The 15,320-nt window shown below is 51.9% G+C and carries 17 protein-coding genes; 12 read left to right on the forward strand and 5 right to left on the reverse strand.

Going from position 1 to position 15,320, the window contains the following annotated elements:
- Positions 1 to 101 precede the first annotated feature (101 nt).
- The 6 genes from mog to EL386_RS10605 all read left to right on the forward strand — a co-directional run bounded on the left by mog (position 102) and on the right by EL386_RS10605 (position 4,887).
- The gene (mog, locus tag EL386_RS10580; protein WP_126456034.1) at positions 102 to 632 is read left to right on the forward strand and encodes a molybdopterin adenylyltransferase; all 531 of its coding nucleotides are present in this window, start codon (positions 102 to 104) and stop codon (positions 630 to 632) included.
- Between the two features lie 134 nt (positions 633 to 766).
- The gene (gene speE / locus EL386_RS10585; protein ID WP_126456036.1) at positions 767 to 1,615 is read left to right on the forward strand and encodes a polyamine aminopropyltransferase; all 849 of its coding nucleotides are present in this window, start codon (positions 767 to 769) and stop codon (positions 1,613 to 1,615) included.
- Positions 1,616 to 1,620: 5 nt separating this feature from the next.
- The gene (locus EL386_RS10590) at positions 1,621 to 2,760 is read left to right on the forward strand and encodes a type III PLP-dependent enzyme (protein WP_126456037.1); all 1,140 of its coding nucleotides are present in this window, start codon (positions 1,621 to 1,623) and stop codon (positions 2,758 to 2,760) included.
- 167 nt (positions 2,761 to 2,927) lie between these two features.
- Positions 2,928 to 3,320 carry a DUF4389 domain-containing protein gene (locus EL386_RS10595; protein ID WP_126456039.1) on the forward strand — a complete coding sequence of 131 codons (393 nt, stop codon included), beginning with the start codon at positions 2,928 to 2,930 and terminating at the stop codon, positions 3,318 to 3,320.
- Positions 3,321 to 3,494: 174 nt separating this feature from the next.
- Positions 3,495 to 4,421 carry a PDC sensor domain-containing protein gene (locus EL386_RS10600; RefSeq protein ID WP_126457326.1) on the forward strand — a complete coding sequence of 309 codons (927 nt, stop codon included), beginning with the start codon at positions 3,495 to 3,497 and terminating at the stop codon, positions 4,419 to 4,421.
- Between the two features lie 91 nt (positions 4,422 to 4,512).
- On the forward strand, positions 4,513 to 4,887 hold the full coding sequence (locus EL386_RS10605) for a hypothetical protein (RefSeq protein WP_126456041.1): 375 nt from the start codon (positions 4,513 to 4,515) through the stop codon (positions 4,885 to 4,887).
- Positions 4,888 to 4,968: 81 nt separating this feature from the next.
- Here the strand turns inward: EL386_RS10605 and EL386_RS15635 are convergent, their stop codons facing one another.
- Complete coding sequence (locus tag EL386_RS15635) at positions 4,969 to 5,139, reverse strand: hypothetical protein (RefSeq protein WP_172597706.1); 171 nt, start codon at positions 5,137 to 5,139, stop codon at positions 4,969 to 4,971.
- A gap of 239 nt (positions 5,140 to 5,378) precedes the next feature.
- On the opposite strand from EL386_RS15635, the gene EL386_RS10610 reads away from it, so the two are divergent.
- From EL386_RS10610 to EL386_RS10635, 6 genes are all read left to right on the forward strand, one after another.
- Positions 5,379 to 5,942, forward strand: coding sequence for a hypothetical protein (locus tag EL386_RS10610; protein ID WP_126456043.1), 564 nt, complete (start codon positions 5,379 to 5,381; stop codon positions 5,940 to 5,942).
- Positions 5,943 to 6,017: 75 nt separating this feature from the next.
- Positions 6,018 to 6,941, forward strand: a complete 924-nt coding sequence (locus EL386_RS10615; protein ID WP_126456045.1) for an MBL fold metallo-hydrolase — start codon at positions 6,018 to 6,020, stop codon at positions 6,939 to 6,941.
- Between the two features lie 30 nt (positions 6,942 to 6,971).
- The gene (locus tag EL386_RS10620) at positions 6,972 to 7,973 is read left to right on the forward strand and encodes a hypothetical protein (RefSeq protein WP_126456047.1); all 1,002 of its coding nucleotides are present in this window, start codon (positions 6,972 to 6,974) and stop codon (positions 7,971 to 7,973) included.
- Between the two features lie 145 nt (positions 7,974 to 8,118).
- Positions 8,119 to 8,745, forward strand: coding sequence for a hypothetical protein (locus tag EL386_RS10625; protein WP_126456050.1), 627 nt, complete (start codon positions 8,119 to 8,121; stop codon positions 8,743 to 8,745).
- 82 nt (positions 8,746 to 8,827) lie between these two features.
- On the forward strand, positions 8,828 to 9,046 hold the full coding sequence (locus tag EL386_RS10630; RefSeq protein ID WP_126456052.1) for a YheU family protein: 219 nt from the start codon (positions 8,828 to 8,830) through the stop codon (positions 9,044 to 9,046).
- A gap of 85 nt (positions 9,047 to 9,131) precedes the next feature.
- Complete coding sequence (locus EL386_RS10635; RefSeq protein ID WP_172597707.1) at positions 9,132 to 9,527, forward strand: RNA recognition motif domain-containing protein; 396 nt, start codon at positions 9,132 to 9,134, stop codon at positions 9,525 to 9,527.
- Positions 9,528 to 9,651: 124 nt separating this feature from the next.
- Here EL386_RS10635 and truA read toward each other — a convergent pair whose 3' ends face one another.
- The 4 genes from truA to asd all read right to left on the reverse strand — a co-directional run bounded on the left by truA (position 9,652) and on the right by asd (position 15,292).
- Complete coding sequence (gene truA, locus EL386_RS10640) at positions 9,652 to 10,440, reverse strand: tRNA pseudouridine(38-40) synthase TruA (RefSeq protein WP_126456056.1); 789 nt, start codon at positions 10,438 to 10,440, stop codon at positions 9,652 to 9,654.
- Between the two features lie 7 nt (positions 10,441 to 10,447).
- Positions 10,448 to 11,134, reverse strand: a complete 687-nt coding sequence (locus tag EL386_RS10645; protein ID WP_126456058.1) for an energy-coupling factor transporter transmembrane component T family protein — start codon at positions 11,132 to 11,134, stop codon at positions 10,448 to 10,450.
- A gap of 72 nt (positions 11,135 to 11,206) precedes the next feature.
- On the reverse strand, positions 11,207 to 13,780 hold the full coding sequence (locus EL386_RS10650; RefSeq protein ID WP_126456060.1) for a motility hub landmark protein FimV: 2,574 nt from the start codon (positions 13,778 to 13,780) through the stop codon (positions 11,207 to 11,209).
- A gap of 402 nt (positions 13,781 to 14,182) precedes the next feature.
- On the reverse strand, positions 14,183 to 15,292 hold the full coding sequence (asd, locus tag EL386_RS10655) for an aspartate-semialdehyde dehydrogenase (RefSeq protein ID WP_126456062.1): 1,110 nt from the start codon (positions 15,290 to 15,292) through the stop codon (positions 14,183 to 14,185).
- Between the last annotated feature and the right edge of the window lie 28 nt (positions 15,293 to 15,320).

Genomic DNA, 15,320 nt, shown 5'->3' on the forward strand with positions numbered 1-15,320 from the left:
GTTACAGACCCGATATTATACAGGGCAGAACTCCCCCTTGTGAATATCCCGCCCTGCGCTAGAATAAGCAGCTGTTCCAATTCCTTAACCAGGCCCAGCCCATGACCATCAAGATCGGTATCATCACTGCCTCTGATCGCGCCAGTGCCGGCGTTTACGAAGATATCTCCGGCCAGGCAATTATCGACACCCTCAATGATTACCTGACCTCGAGCTGGGAACCGCTGTACCGGGTGATCCCGGATATCCAGGCCGATATTGAAAAGGCCATGATCGAACTGGCCGATGACGGGGGCTGCTGCCTGATAGTGACCACCGGTGGCACCGGCCCCGCGCCCCGTGACGTGACCCCGGAGGCCACCGAGGCGGTTTGCGAGAAGATGATGCCAGGGTTTGGTGAACTGATGCGCCAGGTCAGCCTGCAATACGTGCCGACGGCAATCCTCTCGCGCCAAACGGCCGGCATCCGCGGCAAGGCCCTGATCGTGAACCTGCCGGGCAAACCGAAGTCGATCCGCGAATGCCTGGATGCCGTTTTTCCCGCGATTCCCTACTGTATTGACCTCATCGAGGGCCCCTACCTGGAGTGTAATGAATCGGTAATCAAGGCCTTCCGCCCGAAAGGGGCCTGAGCACGGCCTCAGTGGCCGGTATTGTATTGTGTTTTGGTTGAAAACACTTACAATGCGCGAAAATTCACCCTGCCCGACTGCTGATCGATTAGTGGGGCATAGACTGGCTTTCCGTTAAGAGGCGCGTGGCAGACATGAAAAATTTCAAAGAGACACTTTACGATGCGGTCTGTCAGGAATTCCGTATTGATAAGATGTATTTTGAGTCGAAGACCGAACACCAGCACCTGATGATTTTCCACAACGCCCAGCTTGGCCGCGTGATGACCCTTGATGGCGTGGTACAGACCACCGAGGCCGATGAATTTATCTACCATGAGATGATGGCGCATGTGCCGATATTTGCACACGGTAATGCAAAAAAAGTCCTGATCATCGGTGGTGGTGATGGCGGCATGTTACGTGAGGTACTGCGTCACGATGGCATAGAGGTCACACAGGTGGAGATTGACCAGGCCGTGATCGATATGTCAGTGCAATATCTGCCCAAGCACTCTCAGGGCGCCTACGATGACCCGCGTGCAAATATCGTTATTGCCGACGGCATAGACTTCGTACGTAATAGTGATGAAAAGTTTGATGTCATCATCAGCGACAGCACCGACCCCATCGGCCCCGGCGAGGTCCTGTTCACCGAAGACTTTTATGGCCTGGCCAAGACACGCCTGAACGAAGGCGGCGTTATCGCCACACAAAACGGTGTGCCGTTCTTCCAGCAGGATGAACTCATTAACACCTACCAGCGTATGGGCAAGCATTTTAGCGACACAACCTTTTATGGTGCATCCATACCAACGTATTATGGCGGCATTATGACCTTTGCCTGGGGCACAGATAACACCGCGCTGAGAAACACGCCACTGGCCACGCTGCAGGCACGCTTTGAGAAGGCTGGATTCAAGACACGCTACTATAATCCGGCTATCCACCAGGCGGCGTTCGCCTTGCCGCAGTATCTTATTAATGCACTAAACGGGAATTAAACCCATTGGCCAATCGTAAACTTATTCTTGGTGCCACCGCCGAAGAGGCTGCGCACTGGCAAGGCCTGGTGAAAGACTATGGTTCACCACTATTAATTTTTGATCGCCGTGTACTCAGGCAGCAATATGAAAAACTCGAGCGCGCCCTGCCCGGCGTTAGCCTCTACTATGCGATAAAGGCCCTGCCGCATAGCGATGTATTGCAAACCCTCGATGAACTCGAGGCAGGCTTTGATGTGGCCTCATCGGGCGAACTGGAACTGTTGTTAAGCCTGAAGATTTCCGGCCGCCGCACCATTCATACCCATCCGATCAAACGCGACAAGGATATCCGTGATGCCCTGCGCTTCGGCTCGACCACCTTCGTCGTCGATAATCTCGAGGAATTAAAAAAACTCGTCCCCTACCGCAACCGTGTCGGTATGTTACTGCGTGTCAGTTTCCGCAGTGAAAGTGCCGTAGTCGATTTGTCAAAGAAGTTCGGCTGCGTAGAGAGCGATGTGCCGGAGCTGGTACAGGAAGCTGAGCGACTGGGCCTGCATGTGAAGGGGCTGTCTTTTCACGTTGGTTCGCAGTGCAAAACACCGGACAAGCACGTTGAAGCCATTCAACGCTGCCATGCCCTGATGCTACAGGTGAACGAACAGGCCAAGGCACCGCTGGCGACACTCGACATCGGTGGCGGCTTCCCTGCCGATTACCTGCTGGAGGGTTTCGATATTGATGCCTTCTGCGCGCCGATTCGCGCCGCCCTCAATGCATTGCCCACAGACTGGCACCTGCTAGCCGAACCGGGGCGTTACCTGGTTGCCCCGGCCGTGACGAGTATCACCACCGTGATCGGTAAGGCCGTTCGCAACGGCAACCCCTGGTATTATCTTGATGATGGTGTCTACGGTTCCTACAGTGGCCAGATCTATGACCACACGATTTATCCCTTGCAGGTATTAAAGCAGGGTGAATTAACGGAAAGTGTGCTGACTGGCCCCACCTGCGACAGCATTGATGTCGTTGATGAGGGCATCGCGCTCCCAGCACTGGAAATTGGTGACCTGATCATCGGCCATCAAATGGGCGCTTACACGGCCGCAACAAAAACACGCTTCAATCTGCTGCCCGATGCCCGTTTTGTCAGTATTGGTTAAAACCTCTACTGGCTGGTACCAGGACAGCCAGCAAGCGAATGCCTGTGAAAGGCCATTGTACTGGGCGACATATCACAGGCATTTTCTACAAGATTTTTTATATATGATGCTGGTTTTGCACAAGGCGATAATATACTGTATTAGTAACATTAACCGAGGAGAGGGTAATGGACGATAATATAAAGAAAAACCTGAAAGAAACGACCACCTGGGTACGCGCTCTATACATGCTCATGTATGTGATTATCTACTGGGTTACCGAGATCATTATCGGTGTCGTGATTTTTTTCCAATTCCTCTCGGTACTGATAACCAGTTCCAGGAATGAAAAGCTGTTAACCCTCGGACAAAGTCTGAGCACCTACATATACCAAATCATGACTTACCTGACCTTTAACAGTGAAGCGCGCCCCTATCCTGTTGGTGACTGGCCGACTGGTGCCCCCTCTGAAAATGTTACAGAAACGTCTGTCTTGCCTGAAGCGAAAGCAAAAGCGAAAGGTAAGGATAAGGCAACTGAAGACAGTGCCGACAAGGATGCCGACACAGAAGCCTCTTGAACGTTGTTACGCCGGTGATTCAGGGACGAATCGCCCCACTCTGCGCTGATAGCTCTTTTCCTCCCGGGCTTTTGCTTTATACTACACACGTTAACAGCTGGCAGGAACAACCTACATAACGTGGCATCGACACAACAAAAAACCATTTCCCGGCAACGCGAAACCCTGAGCGAGATGCTCAGACAGCCGCTGCAAACTCTGGCCACTCAGTGTAGCAAGGTCTTACCAGACCGTGACCTGCTCAACCCCTTACTCAAGGCCGCCCTGCAGGATTTGCCCTTTATTAAGTTCATGTATGTCATGAATACTGATGCGGTGCAGATCAGCGACAATGTCAGTCACGAGGGGTTTCTGCCCGAACACTTTGGCCGTGATCGTTCAGTGCGCCCTTACACTAAGAACCTGCCAGCCGATGAGGCCTTCTTTCTCTCAGATGCCTATATCAGTCTACGCGCCAAGCGGCCATCGATCACGGCCATCCAGGCCATCCATCACGCTGAAACACATACCCTGCTCGGTTATATCGGTGTGGATGCCGATACCCGTGACCTGCCACTAACACGCAAGCTCGTCGATGAGCCGGCCATCTGGCGTCAAATCAAGGGCGACCCGGCCATCAGGGCCTCTTTATTTGCCCAACGCCGCGAGGAAAGCCTGGTTGATCAGCATTCCGATGAGGTCATCGCGATCATGGAAGAGCTGATCGTCGACCATGGTATCTTCCACGGCAAGATACACTTTTCAAACAGCCGCGCCACCATCTGGCTGGTCGATGACCCGTATCGCTACCGTATCCTCGACTTCGAGGCGATGACCGCCCCCGATATTGTCCTCACCTATCCGCGTCGGGACTACCCGGAAAACGCGATTATCCCTGCTGACAGGATCCGTCCGATGCTGGAGCTGTTTCATGAACTGCGTATGATGGACGATGTGCTCTATCTGCGTGCAGGCTCGATCAATATCTTCAATGGCATCGTTGGCCTAACATTCTCCTGCGATGGCTCGCACTACCTGCCCTATGACGAATTTATCCATAAAGGCATCGATTTCTGGTTAGGCAAACCGAGCGATGCCGCCTGTGTCAGTAACCAGGACTAATACTACTAGTTAGTCTGCGACTTATTGGCGTGTATTCGGCCATGTGTTAGCTTTACCCGGTTAATAATACCTATAATATTTCGGAGCGGTTATGAAAAACCTGTTAACGATCTTCGTCGTCGGTCTCTGTCTGTTTATCGGTACGGCAGCCGCCGAAAAACCGGACTGGGCGGGAAAGGACGAACAAGCTAAAGATACCATGGAGGTGCACAAGGATAAGTACGATCGTGACTATGATGACAAGCACGCCAAAGAGTACAAGGAAAAATATAGGGAAAAGTACAAAGAAAAGTACAAGGAAAAGAACGACCGCGACGATGATGGCAGCCGCGACAAGCAGGACAAACATGACGAGGCCATAGAACGCCAGCGTGAAAAGAAGTCCGCCAGCGAACAAAAAGAACTGGATAACATCTCAGACAGCGCCGGGGAAAACCGCAAAAAATGGTGGAAATTTTGGGAATAAGCCAGTCAGTGGCCTAAAATATCAACGCCCGCTCTAAGCGGGCGTTTTGTTTAGACTCAGCAGGCCTTTTGTTATGCCTAATTAATCCAGGACAAAACACTCGTTATAATCACCATATTGACTGTCGGCCTCAAGCCAATCGCTACATGACTCGACGGCATCCTCCAGACTGCTAAACGTGGCCACCGTATGGCCAACATCTGAGAGCAGCAACACGGTATTATCAGTACGTTCCTTGATATAAAAATTCATTCTCTGTCTCCTTTTCTGGTTTTCCCTCTTTTCTCAAGGACGGAGATTAGTAGCGGCTTATGCCAGAATGATGACCGGCGGATGACATTTGCATGTCGATTTATGAGCAGGTACTTCCGCTATGTTGCGTAACCTTATGATTTAACACTAGTTTAATCATTATTATCGATGCCAGTGACTAATCCGGTTTATGCCCAGCATGCATGGAATTTTTTTTCATAATCAGTAACATGGATAATATGAAGTGCACATATTTAACGACAACACCATTCGCCTGCATGACCCTGCTCATCGCCATAATTGCCCTGCCAGGCTGTAGTACCCGCGGCATGCATGACACCGCATCAACGCCAGCGACTACCGCGACGGGCAAGCAGGGAAAATCACCCGCCGCGAAAAAGTCACACCAGCCCTCCAAGGCTCGCGTCAGGCTGGGGCGTGATCAAGATCGCATCCTGCTCTACTCCGAGATCGATGCCAATCGTCATAACGCCAGTAGCGTCGACCTTGTTTTTGTCTACCGCTCTGATATCAGCCGTCAGTTATCGACACTCAGTGCCCGGGAGTGGTTTGCACAGCGCCAGCAACTGCTCGGCCAGTATGCAAAAAATATTACAGTTATCCGCCATGAGATACTGCCAGGTCAGAAAAAGCGTCTTCCACGATTCACGCCGAAGCAAAACCGTGCCGATGCAATGATTATTTTCACTTCCTACCAGTCGGAGGGTGAACACCGAGTGGTTATCAAACCCCGGGACATCAACTATATCTATTTTATGAAGAACCACTTTATCGCCCAGTAATAAAATGAAAAAATAACTGGCAACTATTAAGCATCCGTTCGCCTGCGCCATAAATCTAATAACAAGGATAAAACTATGCGTTTCAGAGTATACCTGGCAATACTTGCACTGAGCCTCTGGGGAAATATCAGTCTGGCAGAGGACGTGTTAAAGACCGTCAAGATCAGCAAGAATGTCTATGCCCTGGTCGGCCCGCTCGGCAATCGCGCCCCTGATAACCTAGGTAATAATTGTAATTTTGGTGTCATTGTTACCCCGGAGGGTGTTGTGCTGATTGACAGCGGTGCTAGCTATAAGGGCGCTGAGGCCATTCATGCAAAGATTCAGACCATCACCTCACAACCTGTACGAATCGTCATCAATACCGGTGGACAGGATCACCGCTGGCTGGGTAACAGCTATTTCATAAAACAGGGCGCCCGCATTATTGCCAACCGTAAGGCCGTTAGCGACCAAAAGGCACGTTTTCAGGCCCAATACAATACGCTCTCCAGCCTGATTGGCGACAAGCTCCTGGCCGGAACCGAGGCCGTTTATGCCGACAAACAATTTGATTCTGCTATGAAGCTAAGCCTGGGTGGCATTGACCTGGAGATACATCATGTCGGGCAGGCCCACACACCCGGAGACAGTTTTGTCTGGCTGCCACAGCAAAAAATCGTCTTTACCAGCGACATTGTATATACCGAGCGTATGCTCGGCGTTTTAGCCTATTCCAACAGCAAGACCTGGCTCGATGCCTTTAACGCCATCGCCGCGCTCCAACCCGCGCACCTGGTGCCCGGTCATGGCCATCCGACCGACCTGCAAACTGCCCGTCGTGACACCTACGACTACCTGACGTTCCTGCGTACTGCCGTGCGAGACCTCATTGATGCCGGTATCGGCATTGAAAACGTCGGCAAACTGGACCAGGAAAAATTTTCCTATTTGAAAAATTATGAGATCCTCAAGGGACGTAATGCACAGCGTGTCTACGAGGAAATGGAATTCGAATAAGCCTGCCTATAGATAACCGATATAATAATAATGAAGACAAAACTGGCCGTTGTCCTGATCCTCCTGTTGCTTGGCTTTCTCGCTACACGTATACGACTGCCTGACAATGAAGTCTCCCCGGCAATACCAAGCTTGCCGTCATCGACCTCGCTGCCTTCTGTGCCTGCCGCCCCGACCACCTCCGACACGGCTAGTCCGGAGACTGTTCTGTTTAACCTTAATGGTGAATGGCGAGGCGTATTGGAGCCAGTTCATGGCAACCACCTTGACCCGCGCGACTGGGATCTTGAACTTAAATTCTTCATTTTCGGAGATAAGGCCCAGGTCTTTATACGTCGCGGTGAACAATGGCAAGAGGTCAAACCCGGGAAATTCAAACTCGCCCATCACAAGAGTAATGCCATTTTATACAGCATGGACTCAGGGACTGGTTGGGTCGAATCCTGGGTATTTTCCCTGTCCCGACATGATCAGGAGCGTATCAACGTCTATGGCAATCGCCTTATCAATAATTTCAGGCAACTGACCTCACAACAAGGTAGCCGCATTACCTATGGGGCGACAGGAAATTTTGCGCGGGTTTATGAGCGTCACCGGACCGAACAAAAAAAGAAATCGGAACCACTTAGCGAGGATGATATCGCTGCACAAATTCAACTGGCAATAGAACGTGGCAAACGGTTAGCTGGCAAGGCAGGCCCCGGCGGCTTGCGCGTACTTGAGCACCGTATTAGCCATGAAACGAACGATAGCGCCAATCTCTTGGTTAAATATGACTATGACGGGACGGTTGATGATAATGCCTGGATCAGCGCCATCACCTTCAATGAGGGAAAAAGCACCGGCCACTGGTCTTTCCGCCCGGTCAAGCTAGTGCATGGCAAACGCGTCGCCCAAATTCATATTGGTATGGGCAGCCAGTCGCCGGCTGAATATTGTTCTGACAGTTTTGTTATTCAGGCCTATATCCCTGGAGGCGGAAATTTCTTTGAACAGACAATGCCCTATAAACGATGCTGGTCAAAAGAATAGTGTCCAATTGGTTCTTATGACCATACGTCGATTTCCTACAACATTGTCTAGAAATTCCTATACCCAGCAGCATCTATAATCTGCTATCTTTCAGATTGTAGTAGTTCACTAAATAATTATTAATAACTAGATAAGGATGAGAAACATGAAAAGGGGTAGAGATATGAACGCGATCAAGACTTTCGCAGGCATTGCACTGGCAACGTCTATGTTAATGGCGACTGTGGGCGCAGAGGCGGCTTTTTCTGATCAAGATGATCGTGCCTACAGCGGTACTCTGGCCTGCGGTGGCAACCACTTCAACCGTGTCGGGGGCACAGAGGCCCAGCGTAGCAGCTATGTCCTGCGTAATTACGGTGATACGCCCATCCGCATTGAGCAAATGACCCTGTATGATGCCACCGGTGCCGTCATTTTTAGTGCCGATGGCACGAGCCTGCCACCCTTCCGAAATTCACTCCTTGGTCCGGGCGATAATGTCCTCATGCCCAATCAAACCACTCAAATCAATACGCAAGACATCCTCGGTGAAAGTGGTCTGGGACGTAATGTTCGGCCGATAACCGTGAAATTTGACTGGGCTGCGGATTCAAAAACTATCTTACCTGACTTTAGCTGGGTACGTTTTTCACGCGCCCGTGTCAGGACATTTGACCCCGCTACCGGTACCACTACCTTTGAATATCGTGAGGAACGTGGTCGTCATCTGAACAACTGTCGCAGTATCAGTACGAACAAAGGCCGCGACGGTGACGACAAGGACAAAGACTGATAAAAATTAGTCGCCGCAAACCCAAAAGGGCCGTTTCAGACGGCCCTTTTTCATATCGGCGACTAATGGCATACTCCTGTCTATGCTCATCCCACCTGACCAGCTCGCCCCGGATACCCTGCAGGCCCTTATAGAGGAATTCATCAACCGCGAAGGCACCGACTACGGCGAGCAGGAAGTCCCTAAAAAAACCATGGTTTCCCAGGTGTTACGTCAGCTCGCAGACGGTAGCGTGGTGATTAGCTATGACGAGCATAGCGAGACCTGTACCCTGCTGCCACACTGGCAGCTTGAACGTTGAGACTACGGTAACTACGTAGTCCGAAGGCTTTTCTTCTGCCGGAATCAGGGTTATGATTTTGTGCAGGGGAAGTGAGGACAGTGCAATGGAAATTTTTGTGGGAAATCTCTCATCGCAGGTGACGGATAAAGATCTGCAGCGTTTCTTCAAGGGCTATGACAAACAGGCCAGCTTCAAGGTAATGAAGCTTATTTGTAACCATGGCACCCTGCATTACGGTGTCGCTGAGATTGAGCCTGAAAAACTTGCCTTAAAGGCCATACGTAAACTCAATCATAAGAGCCTTGAGGGGCGACATATTATCCTCCGCGAATTTCAGTACCGTGCCGGGAATAATGACCGACGCGCTATGAATTGGCGAACCATGCCATGGAACCAGCTAGAACGCCGTATGCTGGAACGGCGCAAGAAATACCAGGTTAACAGTCAGCACGATCCCGTCTTCAGCGCCTATGACAATCTTGCCTCCAAGGGCTTTTGAAGATACGCACTACCTATACGCTCTATTACGTTGAACGTCATAGCCTTTCCCAGATGGTCCATGAACAGGGTCGACTGCAGCACAAGGGCCCAGCCCTGAAAGGCAAAAAATGCCGGGACCACACTTAGGGGAATAAACCCTCGGCCACGGTGTTCGGTATAGCGAATACCTCCGGGTAGGTAACTTGCATAAAATACAGGCCGTTCGGTGGCGCCGTTATCCCGCCAAGGGTTCTGTCCCGGTAGCCCAGCACCTCCCCCGCCCACTGCTCGGCCTTTTCACCGGCACCAATCGCCATGAGCACTCCAGCGATATTCCTGACCATGTGATGCAGAAAGGCATTGGCCTCAATATCGATAAAGATGTAATCACCGCAGCGGGATACCTCCAGCCGGTAAATGGTGCGAACAGGGTTTTTCGCCTGGCACTTTATGGCGCGGTATGAGGAAAAGTCATGCTCGCCGAGCAGATAATTGGCCGCTGTCTGCATACGCGAGACATCCAGACGGCGGTAATCCCAACTCACCAGCCGGTCCAGTATGGCCGGCCGTACTGGCTGATTGGCAATGACATAACGGTAATAGCGCTTCAGGGCGGAGAAACGCGCATGAAATTCCTCCGTAACCGGCTTCGCCCAGTTTACTGCAATATTATCAGGCAAGCGGCTATTCGTACCCATTAGCCAGGCGCGGTCATCACGTATGACCTGGCTATCAAAATGCACTACCTGGCCCGCGGCATGCACACCACTATCGGTGCGTCCGGCACAGACCACCTTTACCGGTTCATTCGCCACGAATGACAGGGCCTTTTCCACGACTTCCTGAACACCCAGGCCATGCTTTTGGCATTGCCAGCCATTATAGGCAGAACCGTTGTATTCAATACCCAGTGCTATCCTGTTCAAATGCATTCCCGTATCAGCCCAGTGTATAAAAGACGATTGCCAGCAGGACAGGCATTAACCACTGCCATATCGCCGGTGCCATCATGGCAGGCAATACAGTTTGCTCTTCTTCTAGTGTCATAGCTGATGACTCTATGTCCATCAACAAACGTCCGAGAAGTTTTGTCGCCCTGGAGAACAAATTCTCTTTTTCCTCTAGTCTGCGCATCTCGCGCTGAATTAATTTCTGCAGCTCCAACACCCGTTCGAGTGTTAATACCAGTAACAATGAGAACTGTTGGGGATTAAGACCTATGATGATAAACGGGCGTGTCAACCAGGCTACGGCCGAAACCATTTCGCTTCTCTCTGATGTCTGTAACAAGGCGGAGACCATACTGACAATGGCGACAAGGACTGCCACCCGCAGCAGACCTGAATACAGTCCATTAATACTGGGTAAAAAGCGACTATCGATCAATGTCTGCTCAAACAACACCGGCCCGGGTGTAAACCAGCCGTAAACAATCAATATAGACAGATATAGCCATTTTAATCGCCAGATCATTTTTAACAAACCTGGAAAGACCTGCCTGGCTTTAATCAATATCAGCGACAGCGCCATCACGGCGGCAACTGCCACGGATTGCCAGTCTGGAAATGCCAGAAAGGCGATAACGACCATGACACTGACGATTCTTATAACCGGATGTATAAACATTGGTTTATCACTGGTCCTAAACGCAAACAGCCGACGCAATCTTGCGTCGGCTGTTTGCCTGGCGATAGAGCATTACAGTTCGTTAATCAGGCCCTGAGCCTCAGATTTCTGTTCATCATTCCCTTCGTTCATAACTTCATCGAGGATGGCGCGCGCACCATCCGGGTCACCCATGTCGATATAGGCCTTGGCCAGGTCAAGCTTGGTAGCAACCTCATCGAGGCCCAATACCTCGTCGTCTTCCGCGGTTGCCTCTTCCTCTACCGTCTCAGCCATATCCATCCCGGCAAGTGGTTCTTCAGCCATGGCCTCGTCAAGTTCGAGATCCAGTTCACCGAGGTCGAATTCTGCAGCTGGCGCCTGTTCTGCTGCAGGCTCAGCCACGCTAGCCGCCTCATCAAAGGCACTCAGGTCCAGTTCACCCAGATCGCCGCCTGCTGCCTCTTCTTCCAACTCCGGCATATCGAAGCTATCGAGTGATAATTCATCCATATCACTGGCCAGGTCCGTCAGCTCCTCGACAGGGGCGTCTTCCACATCCAAATCAAGTACATCAGGCTCATTTTCTGCGGCGGGCACTTCTATTTCAGGGATATCGAGCGAAGATATTTCTTCACTCAGCGACTCGTCGAAATCCGCTTCCAGTTCATCAAGTCCGGCAATACCCTGCAGGTCGGAAAAATCATCCTCCAGCTCGGCAGCGGCATCGCGGAACATCTCATTATCGGGACAGAGGTCGCGTCCCATTTCCATCGCCTTGCCCCACAAGGCGGCATTCTGATCACCTTTCGCCTCATGCAGTTCGCTTGCCAGTGCCAGGAAGGCCTCTGCATTTCTGGCAGAATGGTACACCTCCATCAGCTTAAGCTTGAGATCGAGACGTTCAGGCTCCTGCTCAATGGCGCTATTCAGCAATTCGACCGCCTGTTGATGTTTGTTATAGGCAATGTATACATCTGCCTCCGAAAGCGGGTCCACTTCGCCGACTTCAGATTCAATCGCGCCCCCCATGGCACTCGGGGCAAAATCACTCAGCAACGAGGTTTCTTCTGCGGCAACGCTGTCGGAACCTGAGCCACCGCCTGGCTTACCGGTGAGAATACTCTCCGGGAATTGCGCCGCGGCCATACGACGACGCTGGATCAACCATATCAGTGCCAACAGGCCAATCATGACCGCCACCAGCACAGCCAAAATGACCACGTTATTCAACAAATCCTTCACGAGGCCAAACAGACCTTCGTCTGCCACCGGCTCGACCGGTGCAGCGCTCACAGCGGGTTGTGTAATTGGCCTTGGCGCTTGCGGTTTGACCGCCGGAATTTCTGTCTTAACCGTTTCATCCAGGGCAAACGGGTTGGCCAGCTTGTTCCCGGTAGACTTCTTCTCTACCTGAGCTTCATCGCCAACAGCAGAAGACGCGGGCTCTTCTACTACAGGCGCAACCTCCGGGGCAGCCGCTGTAACCGGGGCAGCAAGCTTGTTCTGCAGCTCAGCCAGGGATTCCTCTTTCAAATTCAGTAGCCGCTCCATGGAGTCGATCTGGTCCTGCAGTGCCGAAACACGCCCCTTCAGGTCTGTGTTTTCCTGTTCTTTTGAGGCCAGTTGCTCACTGATCAGCGCCACTTCCTCGGCACTATCACTACTCCCTGCTCCGGCTCCTTGTGCCGTATCCTTGCTGTCGGCCTGCTTCGGTGTGACCAGTCGAACAGCCGGCTCGTCAGCAGCAGAGGAGCCACGGCTGGATGGCGCCGCTTCACCCTGAGTACCGGTCGGGGTTTCGCCACGGCTGATGGCTTCACGGGCATTCCGCCAGAGTTCATTCTGTTCACGGGTCAGGCGAATCGCCTCTGCAGCATCAATCGCCTCAATCATGTCGCGTTCAGGAATCCGCAGGATAAATCCGGATTTCAAACCATTGACGTTGCCATTCGTAAAGGCCTGCGGATTGTTTCGCAACAGGGCCATCATCACTTGCTCAATCTCAATTGAGCTGTCCGGACGCAGGCTTGAGGCTATCGACCACAAGGTATCATTGCGCTTGACCTTATAGGCCTCACCAGCCGCGGTAACTGGCGCACGGCTAACCGGCTCGGAGGCGACAGCGCCCAGTTCCATACGCGGGAACAGCTCATCACTGCTATCAACAAACGGTGCAGGTGCCGCAACCTGTGGTGCAGGCTCCTCCATAGCCGCCGGTGCGGCAGTTCTGACAGCCGGGGCCTGTATCGGTGCCGCCTTACGCTGGGCAAACACCGGTGGATCAAGCAACATGGTGTATTCACGGACTAAATGACCACTCGTCCAGTCGACCTCTATGAGGAAGTCGAGGAAGGGTTCTTTGATGGGCTTGGTCGATGTGACCTTGATCGAGGCCGAACCGTCCTGATTGTCGATGACCTTGAACTTCAGGTAACTCAGTACCAGTGGACGCTCAATACCGGCATTGGCAAAGTCTTTCAGGCTGCCGAGCGTTACACGGATGCCCTCTACATCGCCGCTACGGACAGAGAACAGTTTTATCTCTGCATCCAGTGGTTGGTTTAATGCCGAGCTGACCCGGATATCGCCAACACCCAATGTGTACGCAATGTTCGATGACAACAGACAAATGAGTGTTACAAAAAAGATTTTGAGTTTGCGCAACGTCCTAACTCCATTCTGTTTTCTTTATCATTGCTACGCTGCGAACCGGCATGAATACCAGCTCCCCTGCGACCACCCCTGTTATAGACAGGCGCTTGAATGTTATCCGGGCAAGTTCGAATGACCCTTATAATAGTTCTATAACTATACATTATAGAAAGTCTTTTACAAATATTTCAGTCATTTGGGACAACCTTTACGAAAGCCCATCAAGTTTAGGCCTTAGCTATGGATAAAACCTTGAATAAGGTCAAACTTTGAAGATATGGCGCCGCTGCTGACAGGGGCACTCTCTAGCCTACTAGTCGCCCCGGAATGCATTCTATCTAATTGATTAATAATAAAAAATAAAATGCCCCCAAGTCGGGGGCATTTTATCGGTTGGTTTCGCGCTGTCAAAAATCACTTTTCAAGCAAGATCCGCAGCATGCGGCGCAGTGGCTCGGCAGCCCCCCAGAGCAACTGGTCACCCACGGTGAAGGCCGACAGGTAGTCATTGCCCATGCTCAGCTTCCGCAGCCGGCCAACCGGCACGGCCAGGGTACCGGTGACGGCCGCCGGGGTCAGTGCCTGCATGGTGATATCACGCTCATTCGGCACGACCTTCACCCAGTCATTGGCCTCGGCGAGGATGCCGTCGATCTCGTCCAGCGGCACCGCCTTGTTCATCTTGATGGTCAGGGCCTGGCTGTGACAGCGCATGGCACCGATGCGAACACACAGGCCGTCGATGGGAATGGGGTTATCCGAACGACCGAGGATCTTGTTGGTCTCGACCTGTGCCTTCCACTCTTCCTTTGATTGGCCAGAATCCAGCGGCACATCGATCCACGGGATCAGGGAGCCAGCCAGCGGCACGCCCCACTTGTCCTTTGGATAGTCGTCCGAGCGCAGGAACTCAGCCGTCTTGCGGTCAATCTCGAGAATCGCCGAGGCCGGGTCGTCGTTAAGTACCTTGACGTTGGCATCAATCGCACCCATTTGCTTGATGAGCTCACGCATATTCTGCGCACCGGCACCTGAGGCGGCCTGGTAGGTCATCGGGGTAATCCACTCAACCAGGCCCTTATCGAACAGGCCGCCGATGGCCATCAACATCAGGGAGACCGTGCAGTTACCGCCAACGAACGTCCTGGTGCCATTTGCCAAACCCTTTTCGATTACTGACTTGTTAACAGGGTCAAGTACGATGATGCTGTCATCCTGCATTCGCAAAGCTGACGCCGCATCGATCCAGTAACCATCCCAACCTGACTTGCGTAGTTCCGGGTAAACTTCCTTGGTGTAGTCACCACCCTGGCAGGTGATAATGGCATCCATGGCCTTCAGTTCATCGATATCCTTGGCATCCTTTAGTGGCGGAACATCCTTGCCCACATCCGGACCGGCCTGACCTGCCTGTGAGGTAGTGAAGAATACAGGCTCGATTAAATCAAAATCATTTTCCTCGCGCATTCTCTGCATGAGTACCGAACCCACCATACCGCGCCAACCAATCAAACCTACACGCATTGTTATTCTCCTGAACCGTAGTATTTCA

Origin of the sequence: Sulfuriflexus mobilis (assembly GCF_003967195.1) — a bacterium.
Taxonomy (GTDB): Bacteria; Pseudomonadota; Gammaproteobacteria; order AKS1; family AKS1; genus Sulfuriflexus; species Sulfuriflexus mobilis.

What these genes read in the sequence shown, in the direction of transcription:
- EL386_RS10635 (WP_172597707.1), top strand. Translation starts at nt 9,132, where the DNA reads ATGGAAATTTTTGTGGGAAATCTCTCATCGCAGGTGACGGATAAAGAT.
- speE (WP_126456036.1), top strand. Translation starts at nt 767, where the DNA reads ATGAAAAATTTCAAAGAGACACTTTACGATGCGGTCTGTCAGGAATTC.
- EL386_RS10625 (WP_126456050.1), top strand. Translation starts at nt 8,119, where the DNA reads ATGAAAAGGGGTAGAGATATGAACGCGATCAAGACTTTCGCAGGCATT.
- EL386_RS10595 (WP_126456039.1), top strand. Translation starts at nt 2,928, where the DNA reads ATGGACGATAATATAAAGAAAAACCTGAAAGAAACGACCACCTGGGTA.
- EL386_RS10620 (WP_126456047.1), top strand. Translation starts at nt 6,972, where the DNA reads ATGAAGACAAAACTGGCCGTTGTCCTGATCCTCCTGTTGCTTGGCTTT.
- EL386_RS10630 (WP_126456052.1), top strand. Translation starts at nt 8,828, where the DNA reads ATGCTCATCCCACCTGACCAGCTCGCCCCGGATACCCTGCAGGCCCTT.
- EL386_RS15635 (WP_172597706.1), bottom strand. Translation starts at nt 5,139, where the DNA reads ATGAATTTTTATATCAAGGAACGTACTGATAATACCGTGTTGCTGCTC.
- mog (WP_126456034.1), top strand. Translation starts at nt 102, where the DNA reads ATGACCATCAAGATCGGTATCATCACTGCCTCTGATCGCGCCAGTGCC.
- EL386_RS10615 (WP_126456045.1), top strand. Translation starts at nt 6,018, where the DNA reads ATGCGTTTCAGAGTATACCTGGCAATACTTGCACTGAGCCTCTGGGGA.
- truA (WP_126456056.1), bottom strand. Translation starts at nt 10,440, where the DNA reads ATGCATTTGAACAGGATAGCACTGGGTATTGAATACAACGGTTCTGCC.
- EL386_RS10610 (WP_126456043.1), top strand. Translation starts at nt 5,379, where the DNA reads ATGAAGTGCACATATTTAACGACAACACCATTCGCCTGCATGACCCTG.
- EL386_RS10645 (WP_126456058.1), bottom strand. Translation starts at nt 11,134, where the DNA reads ATGTTTATACATCCGGTTATAAGAATCGTCAGTGTCATGGTCGTTATC.
- asd (WP_126456062.1), bottom strand. Translation starts at nt 15,292, where the DNA reads ATGCGTGTAGGTTTGATTGGTTGGCGCGGTATGGTGGGTTCGGTACTC.
- EL386_RS10600 (WP_126457326.1), top strand. Translation starts at nt 3,495, where the DNA reads ATGCTCAGACAGCCGCTGCAAACTCTGGCCACTCAGTGTAGCAAGGTC.
- EL386_RS10605 (WP_126456041.1), top strand. Translation starts at nt 4,513, where the DNA reads ATGAAAAACCTGTTAACGATCTTCGTCGTCGGTCTCTGTCTGTTTATC.